Source organism: Coprococcus sp. LG101-27 (assembly GCF_027695515.1).
Taxonomy (GTDB): Bacteria; Bacillota; Clostridia; order Lachnospirales; family Lachnospiraceae; genus Allocoprococcus; species Allocoprococcus comes.
The window spans coordinates 1-25,446 of record NZ_JAQEUJ010000032.1 but is presented as its reverse complement, the minus strand read 5'-3'; the positions used below and the strand labels follow the sequence as shown (position 1 = coordinate 25,446).

The 25,446-nt window shown below is 43.6% G+C and carries 21 protein-coding genes; 3 read left to right on the top strand and 18 right to left on the bottom strand.

What is annotated here, in order from left to right; translation table 11 throughout:
• Positions 1-87: 87 nt before the first annotated feature.
• The 12 genes from PG766_RS15155 to pdxR form a co-directional block, all read right to left on the bottom strand.
• Positions 88-2,022, bottom strand: a complete 1,935-nt coding sequence (locus PG766_RS15155) for a PTS fructose transporter subunit IIABC (RefSeq protein ID WP_117559349.1) — start codon at positions 2,020-2,022, stop codon at positions 88-90.
• A gap of 23 nt (positions 2,023-2,045) precedes the next feature.
• Positions 2,046-2,966, bottom strand: a complete 921-nt coding sequence (pfkB, locus tag PG766_RS15150; RefSeq protein WP_117559351.1) for a 1-phosphofructokinase — start codon at positions 2,964-2,966, stop codon at positions 2,046-2,048.
• On the bottom strand, positions 2,966-3,715 hold the full coding sequence (locus PG766_RS15145) for a DeoR/GlpR family DNA-binding transcription regulator (protein ID WP_008369518.1): 750 nt from the start codon (positions 3,713-3,715) through the stop codon (positions 2,966-2,968). The genes pfkB and PG766_RS15145 overlap by 1 nt, the downstream gene beginning before the upstream one ends.
• 436 nt (positions 3,716-4,151) lie before the next feature.
• Positions 4,152-8,759 (bottom strand): PolC-type DNA polymerase III, encoded by a 4,608-nt coding sequence (locus PG766_RS15140; protein WP_118199668.1) that lies wholly within the window; start codon positions 8,757-8,759, stop codon positions 4,152-4,154.
• A 3-nt stretch (positions 8,760-8,762) separates the two neighbouring features.
• Complete coding sequence (gene ispG / locus PG766_RS15135; protein WP_118199667.1) at positions 8,763-9,818, bottom strand: flavodoxin-dependent (E)-4-hydroxy-3-methylbut-2-enyl-diphosphate synthase; 1,056 nt, start codon at positions 9,816-9,818, stop codon at positions 8,763-8,765.
• Between the two features lie 74 nt (positions 9,819-9,892).
• Positions 9,893-10,360 (bottom strand): hypothetical protein, encoded by a 468-nt coding sequence (locus PG766_RS15130; RefSeq protein ID WP_117559359.1) that lies wholly within the window; start codon positions 10,358-10,360, stop codon positions 9,893-9,895.
• A gap of 125 nt (positions 10,361-10,485) precedes the next feature.
• A complete protein-coding gene (gene xylB / locus PG766_RS15125) occupies positions 10,486-11,955 on the bottom strand; it encodes a xylulokinase (RefSeq protein ID WP_118199666.1) in 1,470 nt (489 codons plus the stop codon).
• 332 nt (positions 11,956-12,287) lie between these two features.
• Complete coding sequence (locus PG766_RS15120; protein ID WP_118199665.1) at positions 12,288-13,772, bottom strand: L-fucose/L-arabinose isomerase family protein; 1,485 nt, start codon at positions 13,770-13,772, stop codon at positions 12,288-12,290.
• A gap of 34 nt (positions 13,773-13,806) precedes the next feature.
• Positions 13,807-14,427, bottom strand: coding sequence for a DUF4867 family protein (locus PG766_RS15115; protein ID WP_118199664.1), 621 nt, complete (start codon positions 14,425-14,427; stop codon positions 13,807-13,809).
• Positions 14,428-14,548: 121 nt separating this feature from the next.
• Entirely contained in the window at positions 14,549-14,890 is a 342-nt protein-coding gene (locus PG766_RS15110) for a substrate-binding domain-containing protein (RefSeq protein WP_118199663.1), read from the bottom strand.
• Positions 14,877-15,713 (bottom strand): AraC family transcriptional regulator, encoded by an 837-nt coding sequence (locus PG766_RS15105; RefSeq protein ID WP_118199662.1) that lies wholly within the window; start codon positions 15,711-15,713, stop codon positions 14,877-14,879. The genes PG766_RS15110 and PG766_RS15105 overlap by 14 nt, the downstream gene beginning before the upstream one ends.
• Entirely contained in the window at positions 15,714-17,036 is a 1,323-nt protein-coding gene (pdxR, locus tag PG766_RS15100) for a MocR-like pyridoxine biosynthesis transcription factor PdxR (RefSeq protein ID WP_118199661.1), read from the bottom strand. It abuts the gene before it with no gap.
• Positions 17,037-17,158: 122 nt separating this feature from the next.
• Here pdxR and PG766_RS15095 point away from each other — a divergent pair, with 122 nt between their 5' ends.
• The 3 genes from PG766_RS15095 to PG766_RS15085 all read left to right on the top strand — a co-directional run bounded on the left by PG766_RS15095 (position 17,159) and on the right by PG766_RS15085 (position 19,292).
• On the top strand, positions 17,159-18,013 hold the full coding sequence (locus PG766_RS15095) for a pyridoxamine kinase (protein WP_243014546.1): 855 nt from the start codon (positions 17,159-17,161) through the stop codon (positions 18,011-18,013).
• A gap of 38 nt (positions 18,014-18,051) precedes the next feature.
• The gene (locus PG766_RS15090; RefSeq protein WP_118199660.1) at positions 18,052-18,615 is read left to right on the top strand and encodes a TIGR04002 family protein; all 564 of its coding nucleotides are present in this window, start codon (positions 18,052-18,054) and stop codon (positions 18,613-18,615) included.
• 77 nt (positions 18,616-18,692) lie between these two features.
• A complete protein-coding gene (locus tag PG766_RS15085) occupies positions 18,693-19,292 on the top strand; it encodes a TIGR04100 family radical SAM protein (RefSeq protein ID WP_055247848.1) in 600 nt (199 codons plus the stop codon).
• 742 nt (positions 19,293-20,034) lie between these two features.
• Here PG766_RS15085 and PG766_RS15080 read toward each other — a convergent pair.
• The 6 genes from PG766_RS15080 to PG766_RS15055 form a co-directional block, all read right to left on the bottom strand.
• Positions 20,035-20,544: a COG2426 family protein gene (locus PG766_RS15080; RefSeq protein ID WP_022220948.1), complete on the bottom strand. Its 510-nt coding sequence runs from the start codon at positions 20,542-20,544 to the stop codon at positions 20,035-20,037.
• 101 nt (positions 20,545-20,645) lie between these two features.
• Positions 20,646-21,704, bottom strand: a complete 1,059-nt coding sequence (gene hisC / locus PG766_RS15075; protein ID WP_117836274.1) for a histidinol-phosphate transaminase — start codon at positions 21,702-21,704, stop codon at positions 20,646-20,648.
• Between the two features lie 40 nt (positions 21,705-21,744).
• On the bottom strand, positions 21,745-22,938 hold the full coding sequence (locus PG766_RS15070; protein WP_008369542.1) for a pyridoxal phosphate-dependent aminotransferase: 1,194 nt from the start codon (positions 22,936-22,938) through the stop codon (positions 21,745-21,747).
• Positions 22,928-23,866, bottom strand: coding sequence for a DUF2156 domain-containing protein (locus PG766_RS15065; protein WP_118199670.1), 939 nt, complete (start codon positions 23,864-23,866; stop codon positions 22,928-22,930). Before PG766_RS15065 ends, PG766_RS15070 begins: the two co-directional genes overlap by 11 nt.
• Positions 23,867-24,305: 439 nt before the next feature.
• Complete coding sequence (locus PG766_RS15060; RefSeq protein ID WP_117559380.1) at positions 24,306-24,866, bottom strand: tRNA (mnm(5)s(2)U34)-methyltransferase; 561 nt, start codon at positions 24,864-24,866, stop codon at positions 24,306-24,308.
• 13 nt (positions 24,867-24,879) lie between these two features.
• On the bottom strand, positions 24,880-25,398 hold the full coding sequence (locus PG766_RS15055; RefSeq protein ID WP_118199659.1) for a hypothetical protein: 519 nt from the start codon (positions 25,396-25,398) through the stop codon (positions 24,880-24,882).
• Between the last annotated feature and the right edge of the window lie 48 nt (positions 25,399-25,446).

Sequence of the window (25,446 nt, the reverse complement as noted above, 5' to 3'; positions counted from 1 at the left end):
CCCTGTGCATCTGTTACTACATACTTAAATTCTTTCATGATTCAACACTCCTGTTCTTTAAAAAATATTTAGAAAATTAATAAGTTACTACTCTGCTTTCAATGGCTTTTTGAGTAATACAATTCCCGCCATTGCTACGACAGCTCCTACAACCAATGCTATCAAAAACATCAATGGATTGTCAATAATTCCGATGACAAAAATTCCTCCATGCGGAGCTCTTGATCCGCATCCAAACATCATGGATAATGCGCCTGCTATTGCAGAACCAACTATACATGGCGGAATGATTCGAAGCGGATCAGATGCTGCAAATGGAATGGCTCCTTCTGTGATAAAAGAAAGTCCCATGATGTAGTTTGTGATACTTGTCTGCTGTTCACTCTTTGTGAAACGGTTTTTAAAAAATGTGGTGGCAAGTGCGATTGCGATCGGTGGAACCATACCTCCGATCATAACAGATGCCATAATATCAAACTGTCCACTTGCGATGGATGCCGTTCCAAATACATATGCCGCTTTGTTGAACGGTCCGCCAAAATCAATGGACATCATACCTGCAAGAACCGCTCCCAGAAGCATCTTGCTGGATTCTCCCATTCCGGAAAGGACATTATTCAGCCAGGTGTTAAATGCTCCAACCGGTGGGTTTACGATAAAGATCATAAATGCTGCCATGATCAGAATCCCAAAGAATGGATACAGAAGAACCGGTTTTGTCCCTTCCAGAGTTTTCGGAAGCTTGTCAAACAATTTCTTCAATCCGATCATCAGGTATCCTGCTGCAAATCCGGCGATCAGTGCACCGAAGAATCCGGATGAAATCCATGCGTCTTCTGCAAGGAATACAGAAGTTCCGGCTTTTGCAAGAAGTCCGCCTACAATACCAGGCATCAATGCCGGTCTGTCACCAATTGCCATTGCAATATAACCGGCAAGGATCGGGAACATCATCCCAAACGCTGTATTTCCAACGGTGTTGAAGAATTTTGCAAGTGGAGTTCCACTACCAAATGCTGCTGTACCTGCATTTGCACCGTCAACCAGAAAAGAAAGTGCGATCAGGATTCCACCGCCGATTACGAACGGAAGCATATGGGATACTCCATTCATCAGGCTTTTATAAATCTTGCGTCCGATGGTATCTCCGTCAGATGACGCACCACCCTCTTCTGTTGCTCCACCCTTGCTGTGATAAACTGGAGCATTTCCACTCAAGGCACGTTCGATCAGCTCCTGTGCTTTGTTGATTCCGTCAGATACCTTTGTACTGATCAGCGGCTTGCCGTCAAATCTTGCCATTGCGACATCCTTGTCGGCTGCAATGATGATACAGTCACAGGCAGCGATTTCTTCCGGTGTCAGTACGTTCTTGGCACCACCAGATCCGTTTGTTTCTACCTTGATGGTAACTCCCATTTCTTTCGCTTTCTTTTCCAGACCTTCCGCCGCCATGTAAGTATGGGCGATACCGGTCGGGCATGCGGTAACTGCGAGGATCTGATACGGTTTTGCAGATGCATCCGCCGGAGCTTCTGCTTTTTCTTCTGCTTCTTCCGGGAATTTTTCTTTCTCGGCTGCATCAACATAAGCAAGAAATTCATCAACATCCTTTGCATGAAGCAGCTTGTTTCTGAAATCCTCATCCATCAGAAGCATGGACAGACGACTGAGTACTTCCAGATGTACATTGTCCTCTGTATTCGGTGCTGCGATCAGGAAAATAAGGTATGCCGGTTCTCCGTCCAGAGAATCGTAATCTACACCCTCCGGAAGTACCATGGCTGCAAGTCCCGGTGCGCTTACCGCTTCAGTCTTGCCATGCGGGATTGCAATGCCTTCACCAATTCCTGTAGTTCCTTCTTCTTCTCGTTTAAAGACGGTTTCACGATAGGTGTCAATGTCATTGATGTTCCCGCCTTCTGCCATCAGATCGACCATTTCACGGATGACCTGCTCTTTGGAATCTGCCTTGCCATCGAGGCAAATACTTTGCTTTTTGAGTAAGTCTGTAATCTTCATCTTGTCATTCCTCCCATTTGATTTTATATATGGTACACTTCTGCCGGTTCTCCAAGAAGTGCAACAATCTCATCTCTTGTAGCAAGCCACGAACAGAATGCCGAAGCGCTTCCTGCCGCCACACCCAGGCGAAATGCTTTTTCCATATCTTTTGTATTCAGATATCCGGTAATAAATCCTGCCACCATAGAATCACCTGCGCCAACAGAATTGACAACCTTTCCTTTCGGAGGCATGGTCTCATAGACTTTTCCATCCTTTGTCACAAGGATCGCTCCGTCACCTGCCATGGATACCAGTACATGCTGTGCTCCAAGTGCCTGTAACTTCTTCGCATGAATGATGATGTCTTCTTTTCTCTTCAGTTCTACGTTAAACATCTCACCTAACTCATGGTTGTTCGGTTTGATCAGGAACGGATGATATTTCATAACTTTTAAAAGAAGATCCTTGGTTGCATCCACTACAAAACGGATTTCTTTTTCGGAAAGTCTCTCCAGGATTCTCTCATAAATATCTTCCGGCAGAGTATTCGGAATACTTCCTGCAAGGATCAGTACATCGCCTTCTTCCAGCTTATCCAGCTTTTCATATAATGCCTGGATTGCTTCTTCTGTGATAACCGGTCCCTGTCCGTTGATCTCAGTCTCAGTTCCTGCATTGATCTTTACATTGATTCGGCTATTACCTTCTTTTAACGGGATAAAATCTGTCTCACATCCGAACTCTTCCAGCATCTTTTCCAGTACATCTCCGGTAAATCCTGCCTTGAATCCAAGCGCTTTGCTCTTAAGTCCCAGATTGGAAAGGATCACAGATACGTTGTTTCCTTTTCCTCCCGGATAGATATGTTCGCTTGTTGTCCGGTTGATCTCTCCCGGGATCAGCTGATCTGCCTGTACCACATAGTCCAAAGACGGGTTAAATGTCACTGTGTAAATCATTATTTTGCAACCTCCACAATATTTTTATATTTGTTAAATGTAGCATCCTTAAGCTTTGTTGTAATGATGTCCACTGCATCCAGTTCTGAAAATGTTACCGGTGCTACCTGACCGAATTTGGTTGAATCTGCAAGGATGTAAGCCTTTGCGCTTCTTAAGATCGCCATCTCTTTGATCGCAGCCTCCCGGATATCTGGTGTGGTGCATCCACTCTCTATATGAATCCCATTGGTTCCGAAGAATCCTTTTGTGAAATGGTATCTTCCCAGGGTTTTCATTGCTTCCTCTCCGACCAGTGCCAGCGTTGCTTCTTTTAATTCCCCACCGATCAGATAAACTATACATCCTTTCTGTGTCAGCTTCTTCGCATGCATGATTCCGTTTGTCACATACACAGCGTCCTGCTCTGTCAGGAAATCAATCAGGAAATCCGTGGTCGTTCCGGCATCGATATAGACGAAATCATCTTTTTCAATCAGAGATGATGCATACTTTCCGATCTGCACCTTTTCATCAATGTTCAGATCCTGTCTGACTGCAACAGATTCATCTCTGGTGTACTGCGCCATATTGACTGCGGTTGCACCACCATGTACCTTGATCAGCTTTCCTTTTTTATGAAGTGTTGTCAGATCTCTTCGTATCGTTGACTCTGACATATCCAGAAGCTCGGTCAGTTCCTGAACAGTGATTGTCTTGTGTTCATTCACTAATTTCAGAATTTCACTGAATCTTTCTTCTGCAAGCACTTATCTCACCTCCATTTCGACTGGTTATGACTGATTTATTCAATTGTATTTTATATTTCAGTCATTTTCAATCATTTGCTTTCTTTTTCGTTCATCTTTAGCTCTAATATATCGCCTTTTTCAGTCAAAGTCAATCATTTTCAGCCATAAATAACTACCAAAAAAATAGTGATCATTTTGTGCATTTTTATGGGTGTGGAATCGGTGGTGCCAGAGTTCCGACTTGTGTTTCATCTCTATTGCACTCAACGGAATTGGAAATGGATATAGTCGGAACGGAACTCTGGCTTCTACGTTACTGGCAAAATGCAGCAAAAGGCTTTGTTTAACCTAACCAAATGCAAATTTATACTTTTCTCTTATATGCAAAAAAGCCAAAGCACTTTTTTAAGTTATATTGAATGATAACTTATCTTTAAGTACTTTGACTTTTTATTTAGGCAAAATCAAACAGGGATAACTGATTGGTCTCCGGAAGGTCGCCCAGCAAACCCATATCTGCCATCAAGTCAACCAATGTCTTGCTGACTTTTGTTCTCTGACGGAAATCGTCTTTAGAGAGGTATGGTCCGTCTTTAGCGGCAATTTCCATAGCCTCGGCGGCTTTATCGCCCATGCCGTCAATGGTGTTGAACGGTGGAAGGAGCTTGTCGCCGACGATCTGGAACTTGGATGCTTTGGATTTGTAGATATCGATCGGTAAAAAATCAAATCCTCTGGCATACATTTCCAGTACATTTTTCATATCTTTTAAGGTATCCTGATCTTTTTTACTGAGCTGATTGAGTTCTGCTTTTCTTTTATATTCTTTCATATGGTAGAGAAGTTTTTCTTTTCCCTGTCCCATCAGTTCGTAAGAGAATGCAGATGCACGGATTCCGAAGTATGCCGCATAATAGGCAAGCGGATAATTGATCTTGCAGTAGGCAATCCGGTATGCCATCATGACATAAGCTGCAGCATGGGCTTTCGGGAACATGTATTTGATCCGCTCACAGGACCAGATATACCATTCCGGCACGTCATGCTCCAGCATATCTTTTTTAAACTGTGACCACTCTTTACATTTTCCTTTTGCGACGGTTCCTTTACGCACACGTTCCATGATTGTGAAGGATTCTTCACTTTCAACACCTTTGTTGATCAGATAAGTCATGATATCATCACGGGTACAGATTGCCGTGGAAATGGTTGCCTTTCCTTCTTCAATCAGGGTCTGTGCATTGTTCAGCCACACATCTGTTCCATGAGACAGACCTGAAATACGGATCAGGTCCGAAAGTGTCTTTGGCTTGGTATCAATTACCATCTGGATAACAAAATCTGTACCAAACTCCGGGACTCCCAGACAACCAAGCGGACATCCGTCAATGTCCTCCGGTGTGATACCGAGCACCTCTGTTCCTGCAAAAAGTCCCATTACACCCGGATCATCCAATGGAATATCAGTCGCTTTAAATACATTATTCACTCCATCGTATTTATTGTCCATCGCATTGGAATTGATCAGCTCTTCCAGCGTTTTGATCATGGTCGGATCATCGTGTCCGAGAATATCCAGTTTCAAAAGGTTGTGGTCGATGGAATGATAATCAAAATGAGTGGTGATAATATCGGTCGTCATATCATTTGCCGGATGCTGGATTGGAGTGAAAGAGTTAATGTCCTCTCCATGCGGAAGAACTACGATTCCCCCCGGATGCTGTCCGGTACTTCGGCGGATTCCGGTACAGCCAGCTACGATACGATCGATCTCGCAGTTTCGCTTACGGTCACCACGCTCCTCATAATAATTCTTCACATATCCATAAGCCGTCTTTTCTGCAAGTGCGGCAATGGTTCCGGCACGGAAGGTCTGACCTTTTCCGAAAATAACCTCCGTATACTTATGCGCTTTACTCTGGTAATCTCCGGAGAAGTTCAGGTCGATATCCGGCTCTTTGTTTCCCTTGAATCCAAGGAAAGTCTCAAATGGAATGTCAAATCCGTCTTTGACCAGCTTCTGTCCACAGACCGGACAGTTCTTATCCGGCATATCGTGTCCACAGCCACCCACATATTTTTTCACTTCTTCCGAATCAAAATCACTATAGTGACAATTGCTGCAATAGTAATGTGGAACCAGAGGATTGACCTCCGTAATTCCTGCCATAGTTGCAACGAATGAAGATCCTACCGAACCACGGGATCCTACCAGGTAACCATCCTCGTTGGATTTCCATACCAGCTTCTGCGCAATGATATACATAACCGCAAATCCATTGGAAATGATGGAATTCAGTTCTCTTTCCAGTCGTTCATGTACGATCTCCGGAAGGGGATCCCCGTACATAGAATGGGCTTTATTATAACAGATATCTCGCAGCATCTGGTCGGAATTCTCAATAACCGGAGGACACTTATCCGGGCGGACCGGAGAAATCTTCTCGATCATATCCGCGATCAAATTGGTGTTCCTGATCACAACTTCATACGCTTTTTCCGAACCAAGGTAGGCAAATTCATCCAGCATTTCCTCCGTTGTACGAAGGTATAGTGGTGCCTGCTTATCGGCATCTCCAAATCCTTTTCCTGCCATGATGATCCGGCGGTATACCTCATCTTCCGGATCCATGAAATGTACGTCACAGGTTCCCACGACCGGTTTGTGGAACTGCTCCCCAAGATGCACGATCTTCCGGTTCAGATCCATGATATCTTCCATAGAATTGACCGAAGTTACTTTGTCACTCTCTACCATAAATGCATTGTTTCCAAGCGGCTGGATTTCCAGATAGTCATAAAAATCCACGATCTTCGCGATCGTCTCATCCGGCTTTCCATCCAGAAGTGCACGGTAAAGCTCTCCGGCTTCGCAGGCACTTCCCACGATCAGACCTTCCCGGTGCTCATTTAACACACTTTTCGGGATACGGGGTCTGCGGTTATAGTAAACCAGATGGGATGCTGAAACAAGCTGATACAAATTCACACGACCAATGTCATTTCTTGCAAGAATAATGACATGATAAGTCGGAAGCTTTTTAATAGAATCCGGGTTCAGATCCCCAAATTCATTAACTTTTGCAAGCGTTGTCAGTTCCCGTTCTTTGAGCATCTGCACAAATTTCACAAAGATTTCTGCCGTGCAACCTGCATCATCAACTGCGCGGTGATGATTCTCCAGGGAAATATTTAAAGCTTTTGCAACGGTATCCAGCTTGAAACGGTTCAGTGCCGGAAGAAGGACACGGGCAAGTGCAACGGTATCTACATAAGTAAAATCAGCCTCAATCTTCTGCCTTTTGCAGTTCTGCTCGATAAATCCCACATCAAAAGAAGCATTATGCGCCACCAGAACCGCATCGCCAATAAATTCTATAAACTGCGGCAAGATCGTCTCAATATCCGGCGAATCGATGACCATCTCATCGGTGATGCCGGTAAGTTCCGTGATACGGAACGGGATCGGACGTTTCGGATTGACAAAGGTACTGAACTTATCTGTGATCTTCCCGTCTTCCACTTTTACCGCGCCAATCTCGATGATCCGGTCAGTCACAGCGGAAAAACCGGTTGTCTCGATATCGAATACCACGTAAGTGCCTTCCAGGTCCTGTCCCTTTTCGTTCTCTGCGATCTTAGTCAGATCATCTACCAGATATCCTTCCACTCCATAAATAACTTTAAATGGATCATCCTTATCCAGATCCTCGATCACATGATTGGCATCGGTAAACCCCTGCACCACACCATGATCGGTGATTGCAATCGCCGGGTGCCCCCAGTCATGTGCTCGCTTTACCAGATCTTTTGCCTCGGAAACACCATCCATATCGCTCATCTTGGTATGGCAGTGAAGCTCCACGCGTTTTTCCGGATACTTGTCTTTTCTTGTTACACGGAAATCCGAAGTTTTGCGGATTCCGGTTACAGAACCAATGGTCAGCTCTCCATCAAATTTATCAATCGTCGTAACTCCTTTGATTTTCAGAAATACACCTTTTTTAATCTCCGCAAGCAGATCCGGGAGCTGGTCATTGCGTGTAAACATCTTGACCATGATCGTGTCGGTAAAGTCGGTCACGGCAAACATGACGATTGTCTTTTCGTTCCGGATCTCACGGGTATCAAAGCTGATCACCTGTCCCCGGAAAGTAATCTCACCCATCTCTCCGGTAACTGTCTTCAGCTCGATCGGCATATCGTCAAAGTCCCGTCCATAAATTACGTTCGGGTCATCGGAGCGCTTGAGCGGATAATCCCGACGCACAAAGCTTCCCTTGCCACTTTTGAACCCACTGGACTTTCCTGCAAATTCCTGCTTTTTCGGAGTCTCCGGTTTCTTCTGTTCCTGTTTATTCTGCGTACTTGATGCATCTGCTTCTTTAGCGGCATCTTCTGCTTTTTCCGCTTTCTTCTTTGATACGCCTTCCGTTTCTTTTGCTTTTGCCACCTCTTCCGTGGCATGCTGTGCCTGCAGCTTCTGATTCCTTTCCCTGATCGCATCTACTTCCTGTTGAAGCTGCATTTCATTGAATTTCTTGTATTTGCTCTCTCCTACTTCTTCATAATCAATTTCTACATCCACCGGCACGTGGAAACGGTTCTCAAAGACGTCCTTCAGATAGCTGGTGATCTCGCTGGTCTTTCCCTCTGCAACAATCGTGTCCGCCATAGTCAGACACATAGTACGCTCCCCTTCGAAGCGGCACTTTGCCTTCTGGAACATATTTTTCTCCAGCACACTTTTCTGCTCCAGCTCAAAAAGAATACTCTCCTTGTAGGCATGCATCAGGTTCTCCGGCGTATACTGCTCGGAAAGCCGGTATTCCTCGATGATCGTCACCGGAATATTTCCCTGTGAAAACAGCTGTTCCTCAATCTGGTTCTCCACATAACATACCGTTTTCTTCGGGATCAGATGGGTACTGTAAATATAAACCTTGATATGATTTCTGGCTGAAGTGGAGGTGATTTTCGTCACCTCCACCTTTTCAAACAACATATGGCTGTCGTTATCGATATTCAATGTTGGAAACACATCAAAAAATAGCTTTGTCATCTTCTATTCGCCCCAATATTCCAGTTCATTACGAAGTGCATCTAAAAGTTCATCCTCTTTTACCTTGCGGATGATCTCTCCTTTTTTGATCAGAAGTCCTTCCCCAATTCCCCCTGCGATTCCAAGATCAGCCTCTCTTGCTTCTCCAGGACCATTTACCACGCATCCCATCACTGCAACCTTGATATCAAGTGGATATTCAGCAACCATCGTCTCTACTTTATTGGCAAGTCCGATCAGATCAATCTTGGTACGTCCACAGGTCGGGCAGGATACAACTTCAATTCCTCCTTTTCTAAGTCCCAGTGCTTTCAGGATCAGTTTTGCACTCTTGATCTCTTCTAATGGATCCCCTGTCAGCGATACACGAATCGTATCTCCGATTCCCTGATAAAGGATGATTCCAAGTCCTACTGAAGATTTAATATTGCCTGAAAGCAGCGTCCCGGACTCAGTGATTCCCACATGCAACGGATACGGGCATTTCTTTGCGATCAGCTCATGCGCTTTTACACACATCATGACATCTGAAGACTTAATACTGACCACCAGATTGTCATAGCCCATGTTCTCAATCATGTGTACCTTGTCAAGTGCACTTTCCACGATTCCCTCTGCAGTCACGCCACCATATTTTTCCAGAAGGTTCTTCTCCAGCGAACCACTGTTCACCCCGACACGGATCGGAATCTCGTATTCTTTTGCTTTCTCCACAACCGCACGGACTCTGTCCTCACTTCCGATATTCCCCGGATTGATACGGATTTTATCTGCACCGTTTTCAATTGCAGCGATCGCAAGACGATAATCAAAATGTATATCTGCAACCAGTGGAATATGGATCTGTTTCTTAATCTCTTGTAAAGCCTGTGCTGCTTCCATATTCGGAACTGCACAGCGGATAATCTCGCATCCTGCCTTTTCCAGAGCAAGAATCTGTGCAACTGTAGATTCCACGTTCTCTGTCTTTGTATTTGTCATGGACTGGATTGCTACCGGATTGCCTCCACCGATCTTTCTTCCTCCGATATTTATTACTTTTGTCTCCTTCCTTGTCATCTGCTTTTAACCTCCTGTTCTCACACAAAACCCTCTGCCTGCGGACTTTCGTGCCCACAGAGAGAGGGTTCTCTTTATTTGTCTGCTTTTTCAAAAATCATCTGGTCCCCATAATCCCACTCGGTAAGTGTAAGCTCGGTTCCGTCCACACTGTAATTGAATGTAGTGAGTACAGAATTGATCGCCTGCTCTACTTCTGATGCAGTTACATTATCACCAAGTTCTTTCGCTGTCTCATCCAGCTCTTCCTGCTTTACAGTAAATGTAATCTGCTTTGCCTTGATATCCAGTGTATATCCAAGTTCCACATCCACATCCTTACCATCGATCAGCTTCTTCCAGTCAAGCTCTGCTTCATTATGGTCATCTACTTCCAGTATCATATCACTCTCATCATGCTTCCACTTTCCTTCCAGCGGATTTCCGAAAAATCCCTGGTAAATGAAATATCCAGCCACGATAATGATCAGAACGGTCGTAATTCCTGTCACATAGTTCCACACACGGCTTCTTTTATCTTCATCATTCTTTGCAATAATCATAGAATTAAGCCCTCCACATCATGTCAATCTTATAATTCATTATACGGGTTTTAACTTTCACTGTCAACGGGGACTGCAAAGAAGAAGATTCAATGTGACTGACGCCATAAAAATCTTATATTCAATTACTGAATATGCGGAAATACCGGTTTGAGTGCCGGATAAATCTGACTGAACTCCTGGTATCTCTTTTCATATTTTTCAACCAGTTCTGCTTCCGGTTCTACAGTATCTACAATCTTAACCAGCTTGTCAGCTGCTGCTTCTACGCTTTCGTATTCGCCGCATCCGACTGCTGCAAGGATTGCACCTCCAAGCGCCGGTCCTTCTTCGCTCTCGATGATATCCACTTTCAGGTTCATGATATTGGCGATCATCTTTCTCCAAAGAGGACTCTTTGCTCCACCACCGCAGATCTTGGTACGTTCAATCTTGATTCCAAGGCTTTTTGCAACTTCAAGGGAATCACGGAGTGCAAATACAACTCCTTCCAGTACTGCCTGCATCATATCTGCTCTTGTGGTATCCATCGTCATACCGGTAAAGGTAGCTCTTGCATATGGATCATTGTGCGGTGAACGCTCTCCCATCAGATATGGAAGATAGAACACATGGTTCTCACCTAACTTTGTAATATCTTTCTGCTCTGCTGCAAAATCATCCGTGTGAAGAATCTCTTCTGCCCACCATTTATTGCAGGAAGCAGCACTTAACATGCATCCCATCAGATGATAATGACCGTCTGCATGTGCAAAAGAATGCAGGGCATTGTTCTTATCTACGCCGAAGTTTGCACTGGAAATAAAGATGGTTCCGGATGTTCCAAGGGAAATGTTACATCTTCCGTCACCAACTGTTCCTGTTCCGACAGCTGCCGCTGCATTATCGCCTGCTCCTGCAATAATTTTTACATTTTCAGAAAGTCCGAGTTCTGCTGCTACTTCCGGCTTCAGACTTCCTACGACTTCGTAACTTTCATAAAGTTTCGGAAGCTGTTCTTCTGTTACGCCGCAGATGTCCATCATTTCTTTGGACCAGCATTTGTGTTCTACATCCATCAGAAGCATGCCGGATGCATCCGAATAATCAGAGCAGAAGCTTCCTGACAGGCAGTATGCCAGATAATCTTTTGGAAGCATAATCTTTGTGATCTTTGCAAAATTCTCCGGCTCATTTTTCTTTACCCACAGGATCTTCGGAGCGGTAAATCCAGTAAATGCAATGTTTGCTGTGTATTTAGAAAGCGTTTCTTTTCCAATCTCGTTATTCAGATAATCCGTCTCTTCTGTGGTACGTCCATCGTTCCAGAGAATTGCCGGGCGGATGACCTGGTCGTCTTTATCCAGAATGACCAGTCCGTGCATCTGTCCACCAAAGCTGATTCCTGCAACCTGGCTCTTATCACACTCAGAAGTCAGTTCTTTGATGCCTTCTACGGACTGGGTAAACCAGTCTTCCGGATGCTGTTCTGACCAGCCCGGATGTGGAAAGTATAATGGGTATTCTTTTGAAACAATTTTTTTGATGTCGCCTTTTTCATCCATTAACAGAAGTTTTACTGCGGATGTTCCAAGGTCTACGCCTATATAGAGCATGATGTACCTCCTTGTTAGGGTTTTTGTATCAACCTGACGGATTCGAGGGATTGTGACCAGATTATAGAAAATAAATATTGCATCTTCCAATCGGCAAAGCATTCCGATGAGCCTCTTAGGGCGGAAATTGTGTCAGCAATGGCTTCCACAATTTCTGAGTCTCATCTTCATTGCCTCAAATGGAATCTGCCATATTTATTTTCTATAATCTGGTCCTCAAGACATTGAACCGCCTGCTTGAAACATAAATCCTGTTTTTAATTCGTGTTTCTTTGTACTATAAAGGGGCGGGTTCATTCAGCCGCCCCTTATATGATTGTGTATAGTTTTAATTAGCCCCAAGGATTTTCTGTTGGGTAACGTACACCTTTTGGCTGGTTGTAGCCGATTTCGTCTACCGGTACTCCGATGTATTTGAATACTTCGTAAAGTGCTTTTCCGTAATGTCCGAATGCTACGGCTCCGTGATGCGGGAAGTTCTTTTCGATCAGTACATGACGATAGAATCTGCCCATTTCCGGAATTGCGAAGATTCCGATTGATCCGAAGGAACGTGTTGCTACCGGAAGGACTTCACCGTGTGCAATGTAAGCTCTCAGTACATTGTCTGATGTGCTCTGCAGACGGAAGAATGTGATATCTCCAGGTTTGATATCTCCTTCAAGTGTTCCCTGTGTTACTTCGATCGGAAGAGATCTTGCCATGATCATCTGGTATTTCATTTCGCAGAATGAAAGTTTGGATGATGCAGTATTTCCACAGTGGAATCCCATGAATGTATCTTTCAGTGTGTAATCGAATTTGCCCTTAATGTCTTCTTCATAAAGGTCGGCCGGTACAGAGTTGTTAATATCAAGGAGTGTTACAGTGTCTTCACTTACAACTGTTCCGATGAATTCGCTGAGTGCTCCATAGATATCTACTTCACAGGATACCGGAATTCCCTGTGCTGTAAGACGGCTGTTGACATAGCATGGTACAAATCCGAACTGTGTCTGGAATGCAGGCCAGCATTTTCCGGCGATTGCAACATATTTGCGGTATCCTCTGTGTTCTTCTACCCAGTCTTTAAGTGTCAGTTCATACTGAGCAAGTTTTGAAAGGATTTCCGGTTTCTTGTTACCGGCTCCAAGTTCTTCTTCCATCTCTTTTACAATTGCCGGAATTCTTTCATCTCCGGCATGTTTGTTAAATGCTTCAAACAGGTCAAGTTCTGAGTTTTCTTCAATCTCTACGCCGATATTGTAAAGTTGTTGGATCGGTGCATTACATGCAAGGAAATTCAGCGGTCTTGGTCCAAAGCTGATGATCTTCAAATTGTTAAGTCCGATGACTGCTCTTGCGATCGGTTCAAATTCATGGATCATATCTGCGCATTCTTCTGCTGTTCCAACCGGATATTCCGGAATATATGCTTTAATATTACGAAGCTTTAAGTTGTAGCTTGCATTTAACATACCGCAATATGCATCTCCACGTCCCTGGATCAGGTTGTTGCCACTTTCTTCTGCTGCTGCAACGAACATCTTTGGTCCATCAAAGTGTTTTGCAAGCAGAGTCTCTGAGATTTCCGGTCCGAAGTTTCCAAGATATACAACCAGTGCATTACATCCGACTTTCTTGATATCTTCCAGAGCCTGTACCATATGGATCTCACTTTCTACGATACAGATCGGACATTCGTAAATATGTTCTTCTCCGTATTTTTCTTTGTAAGCTTTCATAAGTGCTTCTCTTCTTGATACAGAAAGGCTTTCCGGGAAGCAGTCACGGCTTACTGCAACAACTCCGATTTTCAGTTCTGGCATGTTATTCATTGTTTTTTCCTCCTAAAATATGAATCTGTCTGTTCTATTTTGCGATGTCGATATTCTCACCTTTAAGTCCGCACACAGCGCCTTCGATTCCTGCTTCTTCATGTGCGATCAGCCATTTGTTCTTTGCGGTAAGAAGCTTGTCATCAAATGATTTGGTATGGCAGGTCATCAGATCTGTATTGGTTCCCTTTGGAAGAACTACTACTGCCTTAAATCCATTTCCATCTACTCCGCAAGGTGCATAGTGAAGGGTTGTTCCGTATACTTCGATTCCAGTTCCTGTCGGAATAAGGAATGCCTCTACTTTTGATGTGTCGTATGTAAAATCCGGTTCGATATCCTGCTCTGCCCCCAGAAGCAGAATGATATCTGTAACTGCGACATTCACTTCTGAACTTCTGTGATATTCCAGTGCATTTAGCTTACTGTTATGTCCGTTGCAATATCCGATCTGGATCGGAAGTTCTCCGTAAATTCTCATCTTCAGATCGATTGCCACATCGGTTGCTTCCAGTTCTTCAATAGATGGTTCATAGATAACATCCTCCGGAAGAGGGGTGTGTTCCATTGCTTTGATCAGCTTTGAAAAATCATAGCCATCGATCACACGTCCGTATCTGCTGAATTCTGGATCTGTTACTTTTTTGATTTTCATTTCTTCTACCTTCTTTCTGTCTTATATTCTAACAGGCTAAGTCGGTATCCGCTACCGAAAACTTAGCCTGTTAACTGCACTTTCTTGTCCTTACGTTATTTTTTATTATTTAGAACGTTTTTTAGATTCTACATCGAAGATAACGGCTGCAAGAAGTCCCATGTTTGCATAAGCGATAAAGTACACTTGATACCCTTTTACTGACCGGCGCATCACTGCGGATCGTGATCACCGGAATATTCTGTTCTTCTGCCTTGTCAATCTGTGTGGAAACCGCTTCTTCATCACTCACCTGTACAATAATCCCATCTACCCTGTCCGCAATTGCCATTTCCATCAATTCTTCTGTCGAATATTCACCCGACAGTGTCTCACCAAAATTCTCGATCAGGATCTGGTCTCCTTTCCCGGCATCTTTGGCTCCCTGGTATATCTTCTTCCAGTTTTCTTTATAACTTTTCATCTTCCTTTCTCATTTTACGGAAATCACTTGGTCTTACTCCATATTTTTTCCGGAATGCTTTGGCAAATGCTCTTCCGTCCGCAAATCCACTATGTTCTGCAATTTCCTCAACCATCGTATCACTGCTTATCAGTTCCCGGTAGGCATATTCCAGACGGATTCCCTGAATATATTCTTTATAGTTGATTTCTGCATATTTGCGAAACATCCGTGACAGATAGGTCGGCGAATACCCGAAGATCTGTGCCAGCCCTTCCAGCGAGAGATCTTTCTGATAATTATCCTTGATATAATTCGTGATCGTAGAAAGTCGGTTCCTGTTCTTGTGATCCCGCACGATCTCCGCACTGACATCAACCTTCCTGTATTTTGTCACCATCAGATAGACCAGCATATAAAAATAGCTCTGTACCTTTAATTCATACCCGGTTTTCTTCTTCTGATACGTCACATACATCTTTTCAACCAGTTCAACCAGTTGTTCATCCTGTACGCGTTCGCTGTGGGTAAAACAGATAAACTGCTCATCCGTATAATACCGTTCAAATGTCTGAAGCGGCATCTGCAGTACGATCGTCTTATTCGGAAACGGTGCCGAAATCGAATGCAGCTCATTAGAATTCACAATCACAAATGATTTTTCATCTAAATGGATATCTTCTTCATTGATATAAAAATCCAGCTTTCCTTCCAGTACAACAAACATCTCGATCGACCGGTGCCAGTGCTTTTCCCTGACATAATTTCCGTCTTTTCCTTCAAATAAAAACATCCGGAATGGCAGATCTTCATTCGGCAGAACCAGTTCATGTGAAAATTCCATCTAATTCATCCTCTTCTCTGTACATTCTCTGAGCAGTTTCATAGCATCCTCATACTTTTCAGCAGAAACACCTGCACAGGTGAGTAACATCCTGTTCTTCTCCACTTCAAGAAATGTCATTCCTTTCTTTTTTGCTTTTTCTGCAATCTTTTCTGCATCGCAGTCCTCCGCAAAGGTCAACTGTACCATAAATCCTGCAGCACCAACCTGTACATCCACATCTTTTCCTAAAATCTTTTTTGCACTGTCCGCAAGCTTTTCCGCCTTTGCCAGATGGATCTTCCTGGATTTACGGACCTGACTCGCCAGATGTCCGTCACGGATAAACTGTGTCAGTGCGATCTGCTCGGCCTTGGATGCAGTCTGATTGTAATTATTTTTTCTTTTTTCGTAAGTTTCCATCAGTTCCGGCGGCAGTATCATATAACTGATCCTGATAGACGGAAGCAGCATTTTGGAAAATGTTCCCAGATAAATGACATTTCTTCCTCCCGAAAGTCCCTGCAGGGACGGAACCGGTTTCTGAAAATATTTGAACTCACTGTTATAGTCATCTTCAATGATCAGAAAATGCTCTTTCTCGGCGCGTCCGACCAGTTCCAGTCTTTCCTGGATCGGCATCACCCCACCAAATCTTGTCATCTGTGATGGTGACACGTAATACATTCCAATCTCTTCTTCCGCACTTCCTGCAATCCGGTAGTTATGATCTTCAAAAACCGTCATTCCCTGTACAAACTCACTGTCCCTGAAAAATACGGTTCTCTTTTTATGATTCAGTGGGCACAGAATATGCAGAAGACTCTGTATACCGGCACCGATCACGATCTGATCCGGGCTGCAGATCACACTTCTGGTCTTCTGAATATATTCAGACAGTACTTCCCTGAATTCCTGTTCCCCCTGCGGTTCTCCATAAGAAAGCAGTCTCTCATCCTGACGCATTGCGCTCTTCATATATCTCCGCCATAATTCAAACCGGAAACTCTCTTTATCTACATTTGATGTTGCAAAATCATAGACAACCGGATTCTCCTGCTTCCTTACATGCCGGCTTGCAATCTTTCTGCCCTCTTCCTGCTTTTCGGCAATATCCGTCACATAATATCCACTCTGCGGTCTGGACACAATATAACCTTCTGCTGCCAGAAGCATATACGCATTCTCCATCGTCGTCCGGCTCATCTGCAGCTCGCTTGCACCTTTACGGATCGATGGAAGTTTTGTCTCTGACTTCATCTGCCCGGATAGAATCAGATTCCTGTAATAATGATACACTCTCAGATACCGGCAGTGTTCCTCATTCTGTAATTCCACTCTCATAACTGACCTCTAAAAAATATTTCTTTTTGTATATTTTACAAATGACACTTTTATTTTATTCTATATAAAACACATAAGAAATGCAAGAATTTTTCACTTTGTATTTCGGAAAGGATACTTCAATGATAAAACGAGTCGCTGTTATCAATGATCTGTCCGGTCTTGGTAAATGCTCTCTGACAGCTGCGATCCCGGTTCTTTCCGTCATGGGTGTGCAGGCCTGTCCTCTGCCAACGGCAATTTTAACCAATCAGACCGGCTACGACAGCTATTACTGTACGGACTTTACCGACAAGATCGATCATTACACAGAAGAATGGCAAAAACGTGGTCTTACCCTGGATGCGATCAGTACCGGATATCTCGGCAGCGCAGATCAGGCGGAAAAAATCCTGAATTTCTGTGAGAAGTTCAGAACCCCTTCCACTCTGCTCTTTGTCGATCCGGTCATGGGAGATTCCGGTGTCAAATATGACATTTTCACTCCCAGACTCCAACAGCAGATGCAGAAGCTTGTATCCCATGCCGATGTGATCACGCCAAATCTTACCGAGCTGTGTCTTTTAACACACTCTGATTTTGTAGGGCTTACCAAGTATAAGGACGAACCGGATTATCTGGACCGGATTGCCCGGATTGCCGCTCCTTTGAAAGAAACGCAGATCCAGACGATCATCGTCACCGGTATTCTTTATCAGGCTCCTTCTGATGATACCGTAAAATATTACAATCTGGTTCTCGAGAACGACCAGATAAGCGTCATTTCCTCTGGAATTCACGGAGGAAGCTATTCTGGCACCGGTGACCTGCTCTCCGCTGTCGTATGTGCTTCGATGGTACAGGGAAAAAGTGCAGCTGCAGGCGTGGAAAAAGCATGCCGGTTTATCGAAAGATCTCTGATTGACACCGTTGCCGACCAGATTCCGCGCAATGATGGAATCAATTTTGAATCCCATCTTTCTATGCTGCTTGACTGACATTTACAAAATAAATAAAACCCAAGGAGGTAACTATCATGTCATCTACAACCATTAACAATCCAGAACCATCTGCAAATGCACTTTCTCATCAGAAAGTCTCCAGATTGACTTCAACAGCTCTTTTTGCAGCACTGATCTGTGTGACAACTGCTTATATTTTCCATATTCCATTTGGTGTAAATGACGGATATATACACATCGGAGATTCTCTGATCTATCTTGCCGCTGCATTTCTCCCAACACCATATGCCATGTTTGCTGGTGCAATCGGCGGTGCCATGGCAGATATCCTGACTGCTCCGGTATATGCACCTGCAACCTTCATCATCAAGATGCTGATCTCCCTTCCGATCACATGTAAAAAGGACAAGATCGTGAATGTACACAACTGTGTCGGCGTTGTTGTTGCCGCTGTAATTTCCTTTATTGGATATTATATCACAGATGTAATCCTGTTCGGAACCTGGGGTGCACTGATTCCTTCGATTGTAGGAACCCTTGCCCAGTCAGGCGGAAGTGCTGTGATCTTTATCATTCTTGGTTCCACTCTTGACAAAGCCGGTTTCAAGAGTACAATGAAAAACAAATTTGGAATTTAGCCAAATATTTAATTATACGCAAATGACAGGTGGTTCTTGAATATCCGCCTGACTTTCAAAGAGGAGATTTTATTATAATGTCAGATATTATTTACACATTTAAAAACAATGCATATTTTAACATCACCAACCGCTGCACTTGCAAATGTATTTTCTGCATCCGTAACGAGCATGAAGCCATCGGAGAGGCAACAGAACTTTGGCACGACCACAATCCTTCTTTCGAAGAGATCAAGGCAGCTATTGATGCTTTTGATTTTACAAATTATCCGGAAGCCGTCTTCTGCGGCTACGGGGAACCGACCTGTGCCTACGATAATCTGATTGCTGCTGCAAAATACATGAAAGAAAAACATCCGGAAGTTCTCCTTCGCGTCAATACCAACGGACTTGGCGAACTCTTCAATAAAAAGCCGATCGCAGAAGAAATGGCAAAATATATCGATGCCGTATCGATCAGCCTGAATGCGCCAACTGCCGAACGTTACCAGGAAGTTACACAGCCTTGTTTTGAAAATGCGTTCCCAGATATGCTTGCATTTGCCGAGAAAGCGAAGAAACTGTTCTCATCTGTGCAGTTCAGTGTGGTAAGCATCATTTCACAGGAAGAAATCGATGCGTCCCAGAAACTCGCAGACGAGATGGGGATTCCGTTGAAAGTTCGAATTTATTCGTAAGTTCATTCTCTTTTCTACTATAATTAACAAAGGGACGGCTGCCATACTTTGCGCTGTGCTGGCAGAAGGGCCAAAAGAAACCGGACTAATTCCATTATGCAAACCATTCCGATGAGCCTCTTAAGGCGAAAATCGTGTTCAGCAAAGGCTTCCACGATTTTTGAGTCTCATCTCCATTGCATAATAAGTGAATTAATCCGGTTTCTTTTGGTCCTTCTGCCCTTCTAGTGTATTCCCGTCAGCCTGATTTTTGAATGCTTGTAGCAAAGCGAATGAACAGGAACTTATTCATTCCGATTGTTATTCTCCCTTTCAACTCTGGTTCGATGTTTAACGAAAATAATACATGTTTTCCAATAAATGCCCGATAGTCAAATGTTTTCAATTAAACAACAGACTCCTCATCCCTTCTCAAAGTTTTCTCCTGCTTTGTTCTGAATTGCTGTTATCTTACCAATATCACCACATTTTATTCGATAAAGTTCAAAGAGCGCCAGCCACAAAAGGAATCGTTCGGATTCTATTTTGCGCTATGGAGATGAGACTCAAGAAGCATGGAAGCCTTTGCTGAACATGCTTCCCGTCCTAAGAGGCTCATCGGAATGGTTAGCGCAACTTGAATCCGAACGATTCCTTTTGTGGCTGGTGCTCACTCAACCTCTATCATTCGCCAAACAAAAATGACCATATACTTTCGTATACAGCCATTCTGTGTTCTCTCAAAGAGAAAACTTTCACATTTTTATCCAAAGATTCCTCCGATCACAACGTAAGACAGGATATACATGATCACCGATGCCATGCATACGCCGACTACGATTGCTCCGAAAGCTTTTTTCCAGTCGATGCCAAGGAGGGATGCGACAAGAGCTCCGGTCCAGGCTCCGGTTCCCGGAAGCGGGATTCCTACGAAGAGTACCAGCCCCCAGAATTCATATCTGCTGATCCGATCACTTTTGCTCATCGCTTTTTTCTCCAGCTTTTCTACAAGCGGCCGGAAAAGGCGCGTCTTGCGCAGCCATGCAAAAATCGGACGGATCAGAAGCAGGATAAACGGAATTGGGATCAGGTTCCCGACCAGACAGATTGGGATTGCACGCCAGGTCGGGATATTTAAAAACGCCGGACCTGCCGCAAGGATTCCTCCCCTGAGCTCCAGAATCGGAATCATTGAAATAATAAAAATAATCAGTTCTTTGGCAGCCTTGCCACCCAGATGAGTTACAAACCACTGTACTAAAGTTTCAGTCATACAAATCTCCTATTTTTTACTTATTAAATCGGTGTTCGACGTGTCAATACGCATAAATTGCTTATTTGTGTAAGCACAAACGCAATTTATGTTTTTAACACTTACATCATATATTCACGGAGGAAGGCAAAGAGTGCTTCCATCTCTTCTCTCGTACCAATCGTCACACGCAGATATTGCTCAATCCGCTCGCTTCCCCAGAAACGCACATAGATTCCTTTTGCTTTCATTGCTTCAAAGAGTTCTTTTGCATCGTATTCCGGATGTGATACAAAGATGAAGTTTGCGCTTGGTTTTGGAAATACAAAGCCGAGCTTTTTGAATTCTTCTTCTGCCCAGTCTCTTGTCTCCACAATTTTACGTGTTGTCTCAGCAAAATATTCTTTATCTTTTACCGCTTCTGCTCCGTATACCAGAGAAGTTTTGTTCATAGTATAAGAATTGAACGAATATTTTGCATCGTTTAAATACTTGATCAGGAGCGGACTTGCGATTGCATATCCAATACGCATTCCAGCCATCGATCTTGCCTTTGAAAATGTCTGCGTAATGATCAGGTTGTCATATTTGTCCAGAAGCGAAAGTGCTGACTCTCCTGCGAAATCAATATATGCCTCATCCACAATCACAATAACATCCTGGTTGTGTCTGATGATATCTTCCACAAATTCCAGATCTTCATAGATGGATGTCGGTGCATTTGGATTCGGGAAAATCACACCACCATTTTCCGGATAATAATCTTCTTTTATGATATGGAAGTTTTCATCTACCTTCTTGCATTCGTATGGAATCCGGTAAAGATCCGCCCATACTTTGTAGAAGGAATATGTAATATCCGGAAAGAAAACCGGTTTTTCCGAGTTAAAGAAGGTAAGGAAACACATAGAGAGAACATCGTCAGATCCCACTCCCACAAAAACCTGATCTTTTCCAACATGATAAAAGTCCGCCAGTGCACTGACCAGTGTATCAGATGTCGGATCCGGATACAGCCTTAAACTGTCCACATGACCCTCCAGCTTTTTCATTGCCGCAAGAACTCCCGGTGCAGGTGGGTACGGATTCTCATTGGTATTCAGTTTGATCACTTTTTTCTGTGGCTGTTCACCCGGAACATAAGGTTCTACTTTTCGGATATTTTTCTCAAATTCTCTCATCTTGCTTTCTCACCTTTCTGTCACATCTTTTGCTTTTGTCTTATCCTAGCTGATATTCTTTTGCAAGCTCTTTGAATTTCGGTAGTGCATTTACGATTGTCTCATAAGCTACACAATATGCAATTCTGACATATCCTGCACATCCAAAAGAACTTCCCGGTACTAGAAGCAGATTATATTTTTTTGCTTCCTGGCAAAATGTCTTTTCATCCTTGATCGGAGTCTTCATGAACAGGTAAAATGCACCCTGCGGTTTGACACATTCAAATCCACATTCTATGAGTCCCTGGTAAAGAGTCTCCCTGTTTCTGTTATAGTATGAAATATCGGTTTTCTCATGCAGACATCTTGCAACTACCTTCTGCTGCAGGGTTGGCGCATTGACAAATCCAAGAATACGGTTTGCAACATTTGCTGCTGCAATGAGTGTCTCTGAATCTTTTACATCATCCGGAATCACCAGATATCCGATTCGCTCTCCCGGCAGGGAAAGAGATTTACTATAAGAATATCCTACGATCGTATTGGCATAATACCTGGTCAGATACGGTACATCCACACCATCATAAGCAAGTTCACGGTATGGCTCATCAGAGATAAGATAAATCTCTGTTCCGTATTCGTTCTGCTTCTTCTCCATGATCTCTGCCATCTTCCTGATCGTCTCTTCGGAATAGACAACACCGGTCGGATTATTCGGTGTATTAACGATCACTGCTTTTGTCTTCGGTGTGATCTTTGCCTCAAATTCATCCAGCTTTGGCTGAAAATCTACGGTATTCGGTGAGATTTCAACCAGAACACCGTCAAAATTATTGACATAACTTCTGTACTCTCCAAAGTACGGTGCAAATGTGATCACTTCATCTCCCGGATTTAACAGTGCTTTTAAAATAACATTCAGTCCGCCTGCTGCGCCAACTGTCATCGTAATATTTTTTGCTGCAAATGCAGTACCAAAACGCTCATTCAGAGATTCAGCTACAGCCTGGCGAACATCTTCATATCCCGCATTGCTGTTAGTATATCCATGAAGCACCAGTTCATCTTCTTCATCCAAAATATCAAGAATCGCCTGCTTTACGGCTTTCGGTGCCGGTACATTTGGATTACCGAGACTGAAATCAAATACATTTTCCGGTCCGTAAATTTTTGCAAGACGATTTCCCTCTTCAAACATGGCGCGAATCGCCGAGCTGTTTGCCACCATATTTTCCATCTTCTTAGATATCATCTTTTGCACACTCCTTTTCGCTGTCTTCTTTTAATGTCACAACACCTTTTTCTACCATAAATACCGGTTTGTAGGAAAGCTTGGCCTTTCTTAATCCTTCTTCTCCAACATCATCTTCCCGGTTGGTATATTTGTATTTTCCGGCAATTTCATGCTCTACGAACTGCTGGTTGATCATGGTATATGCACCTTCAATATCCGCATAAGCTTTTTCGATATGAACCACAAAGGTATCGTCATTTACCGCTTCTCCAATCGTAAATGCAACAATCTCATCACCAACTCTGAGCAGACCTCCGATCAGGTTCAGTTCTTTGTAAAGGCGCAGTGAATTGAGTGTTACACACATCTCGGAATTCTTCTCTTCATCATTTTCACAGCCATTCAGATTCCGCCATTTCAGTGCCATCTGAAAACACCCTTCCAGATTATCCTCTGTAATCGTTTCGTAACTCCAGTTATCTCCGTGAAGTGCTTTAAATTTGTTGACGTGATTCCGCTTGCCGTGCAGCTTTTTACCGGAAAGTGTTGCAAGTTTCTCACTTTCATAGACATAATCCGCCTCATCTCTGTGATAGGTGATGTCGAATTTACCCGGGAACCATGTTTCCAACTTGGCGAAATTCTCTTTTGTCACCCCATACAGACAGAATGGAACGCCTTTTTCTTTCTCCCATTCCAGAATATCTTCGATGGCGGATTTTACGTCCTCATCTTCACCTGCCGGAAATGCATAGCCATATCCTGCACTATTGTCCCGGAACAGGAGAACATCGTTATATTGTGCAAATTCTACTTCGTAAAACCTTGCCCACAGATATACATTTGCAAAAGTACGGTCGCAGCTTCTGCTTGGGTACTTTTTGAAATAGGAATCGATGAGATCCTGGTCTGTCAGTTCTGGTCTTTTAAATTTTGCTTCTGCCATAAAAAATCCTTCCATATTCCGCTTTCTTGCGGTACTGTCTGTTAGTATACCACATTTTGAGTGGATTTTTGCGGTTTTCTTGTATTTTTTCGTGTTACTTGTAAAGTTAGTGGGCCAAGACTGCAAAATAGAACGTTCCAATTCCACTCGGCAAACCATTCCGATAAGCCTCTGAGAGCGAAAACTGTGTCAGCAATGGCTTCCACAATTTTTGAGTCTTATCTTCATTGCCTCGAATGGAATTGGAACGTTCTATTTTGCAGTCTTGGCAGATCTACTTTACTGGTTGTGACTGTTGCCTCAGTACGAAGTTTTTTGCCAAACAGGTAACCGCAAAAACGGCTTTATTTGTTCCGGTATGATTTTCTTCGACAGACATAAAAAGCGCAAAACTGCTTTGTTGATTCAGTTGATCCACTACTGTTTTCTGAAATAAAAACTATTTCAGTCTATAGATGAATACTGGGAGTGGGGGATCGTTTTTGCGGTTGTAGTAAGCGTTTACGATTACGAGCCATTTTTTGGAGTCTAATTCTTTGACATAATTCAAAATGGCTTCTTTTTCTTCGTAGCCGGTGTCGCCGCCGCTGTAGATGCAGAGGTTTATGATGCCACCTTTTTTGAGCAGGTTAAGGGCTGACTCGATGGCGGCGAGGCTTGTTGATGGATGGGTTGCGATTTTGTGGTCACTGCCGGGGAGGTAGCCGAAGTTGAAGGTGATGGCTTTGACTTCTTCTTTTACATAGGTCTGCATTTTCTCGTGACCATCGTGGATCAGCTTGGCTCTTGTCGACAGGTTCGCTCTTTCGAGGCGTTCTCTAGTGTGAGAAATCGCCATCTCTTGCACATCAAAAGCATAGACATTTCCGGTCTCTCCGACTTTCTGGCACAAAAACTCCGTGTCACCGCCGTTTCCGGCGGTGGCATCAATGCAGATATCTCCTTCTTCTATGTATTCTTCTAAAATGTGATGACAATATTCTGTGATCTGAAAATTCATTTTCTATCACTCCTTATCTGTCTTTTCCATAGAAATCGAGCATTTCCCGTACTTCTTTTTCGTTATCCAACGGGTTTCTGATGATCTTATACTCTTTCCCTTCCCATGGGATGGTGATCTTACTGTTTTTCACTGTCATCTGATCGATGGCTGTCCGTGGCAGCTGTACGAGTTCATTGCCATCCTTGTCATAAAACGCCATGCCATTGTCCCAGTAAATGATGACACGCATCTTTTTCATTCCATAACTGCGCGTAACCAGGCACACCACTGCGATCACGATAAACCAGATACTGTAGGTCAGCCCTCCGGCAATTCCACTTCCTGCCGCACACAGAATACAGAAGATTGCAAATGGAAGCATCAGATATTTGACGGTCATCCCGCTGTAATACCCGGATACCAGACAGTGAAAACTTCCCTTCCATTCGTTTCCAAGCTTTGCAGCTTCCTGCTGTGTCTTCTTCTGGATTGCCTGGTTCACTGCCTGCATGATGGCATTCCGGACCAGACGCTGTACAATATGTCCCATCTTTTGTACCGTTACTGAAAACTTATAAAAAGTTACAAACTTCTATGT

Excerpts from the sequence above, each read along its gene's own strand:
- PG766_RS15155 (WP_117559349.1), bottom strand. The coding sequence starts at position 2,022 with ATGAAGATTACAGACTTACTCAAAAAGCAAAGTATTTGCCTCGATGGC.
- pfkB (WP_117559351.1), bottom strand. The coding sequence starts at position 2,966 with ATGATTTACACAGTGACATTTAACCCGTCTTTGGACTATGTGGTACAG.
- PG766_RS15140 (WP_118199668.1), bottom strand. The coding sequence starts at position 8,759 with ATGACAAAGCTATTTTTTGATGTGTTTCCAACATTGAATATCGATAAC.
- ispG (WP_118199667.1), bottom strand. The coding sequence starts at position 9,818 with ATGACAAGGAAGGAGACAAAAGTAATAAATATCGGAGGAAGAAAGATC.
- PG766_RS15130 (WP_117559359.1), bottom strand. The coding sequence starts at position 10,360 with ATGATTATTGCAAAGAATGATGAAGATAAAAGAAGCCGTGTGTGGAAC.
- xylB (WP_118199666.1), bottom strand. The coding sequence starts at position 11,955 with ATGCTCTATATAGGCGTAGACCTTGGAACATCCGCAGTAAAACTTCTG.
- PG766_RS15120 (WP_118199665.1), bottom strand. The coding sequence starts at position 13,772 with ATGAATAACATGCCAGAACTGAAAATCGGAGTTGTTGCAGTAAGCCGT.
- PG766_RS15115 (WP_118199664.1), bottom strand. The coding sequence starts at position 14,427 with ATGAAAATCAAAAAAGTAACAGATCCAGAATTCAGCAGATACGGACGT.
- PG766_RS15110 (WP_118199663.1), bottom strand. The coding sequence starts at position 14,890 with ATGAAAAGTTATAAAGAAAACTGGAAGAAGATATACCAGGGAGCCAAA.
- PG766_RS15105 (WP_118199662.1), bottom strand. The coding sequence starts at position 15,713 with ATGGAATTTTCACATGAACTGGTTCTGCCGAATGAAGATCTGCCATTC.
- pdxR (WP_118199661.1), bottom strand. The coding sequence starts at position 17,036 with ATGAGAGTGGAATTACAGAATGAGGAACACTGCCGGTATCTGAGAGTG.
- PG766_RS15095 (WP_243014546.1), top strand. The coding sequence starts at position 17,159 with ATGATAAAACGAGTCGCTGTTATCAATGATCTGTCCGGTCTTGGTAAA.
- PG766_RS15090 (WP_118199660.1), top strand. The coding sequence starts at position 18,052 with ATGTCATCTACAACCATTAACAATCCAGAACCATCTGCAAATGCACTT.
- PG766_RS15085 (WP_055247848.1), top strand. The coding sequence starts at position 18,693 with ATGTCAGATATTATTTACACATTTAAAAACAATGCATATTTTAACATC.
- PG766_RS15080 (WP_022220948.1), bottom strand. The coding sequence starts at position 20,544 with ATGACTGAAACTTTAGTACAGTGGTTTGTAACTCATCTGGGTGGCAAG.
- hisC (WP_117836274.1), bottom strand. The coding sequence starts at position 21,704 with ATGAGAGAATTTGAGAAAAATATCCGAAAAGTAGAACCTTATGTTCCG.
- PG766_RS15070 (WP_008369542.1), bottom strand. The coding sequence starts at position 22,938 with ATGATATCTAAGAAGATGGAAAATATGGTGGCAAACAGCTCGGCGATT.
- PG766_RS15065 (WP_118199670.1), bottom strand. The coding sequence starts at position 23,866 with ATGGCAGAAGCAAAATTTAAAAGACCAGAACTGACAGACCAGGATCTC.
- PG766_RS15060 (WP_117559380.1), bottom strand. The coding sequence starts at position 24,866 with ATGAATTTTCAGATCACAGAATATTGTCATCACATTTTAGAAGAATAC.
- PG766_RS15055 (WP_118199659.1), bottom strand. The coding sequence starts at position 25,398 with ATGGGACATATTGTACAGCGTCTGGTCCGGAATGCCATCATGCAGGCA.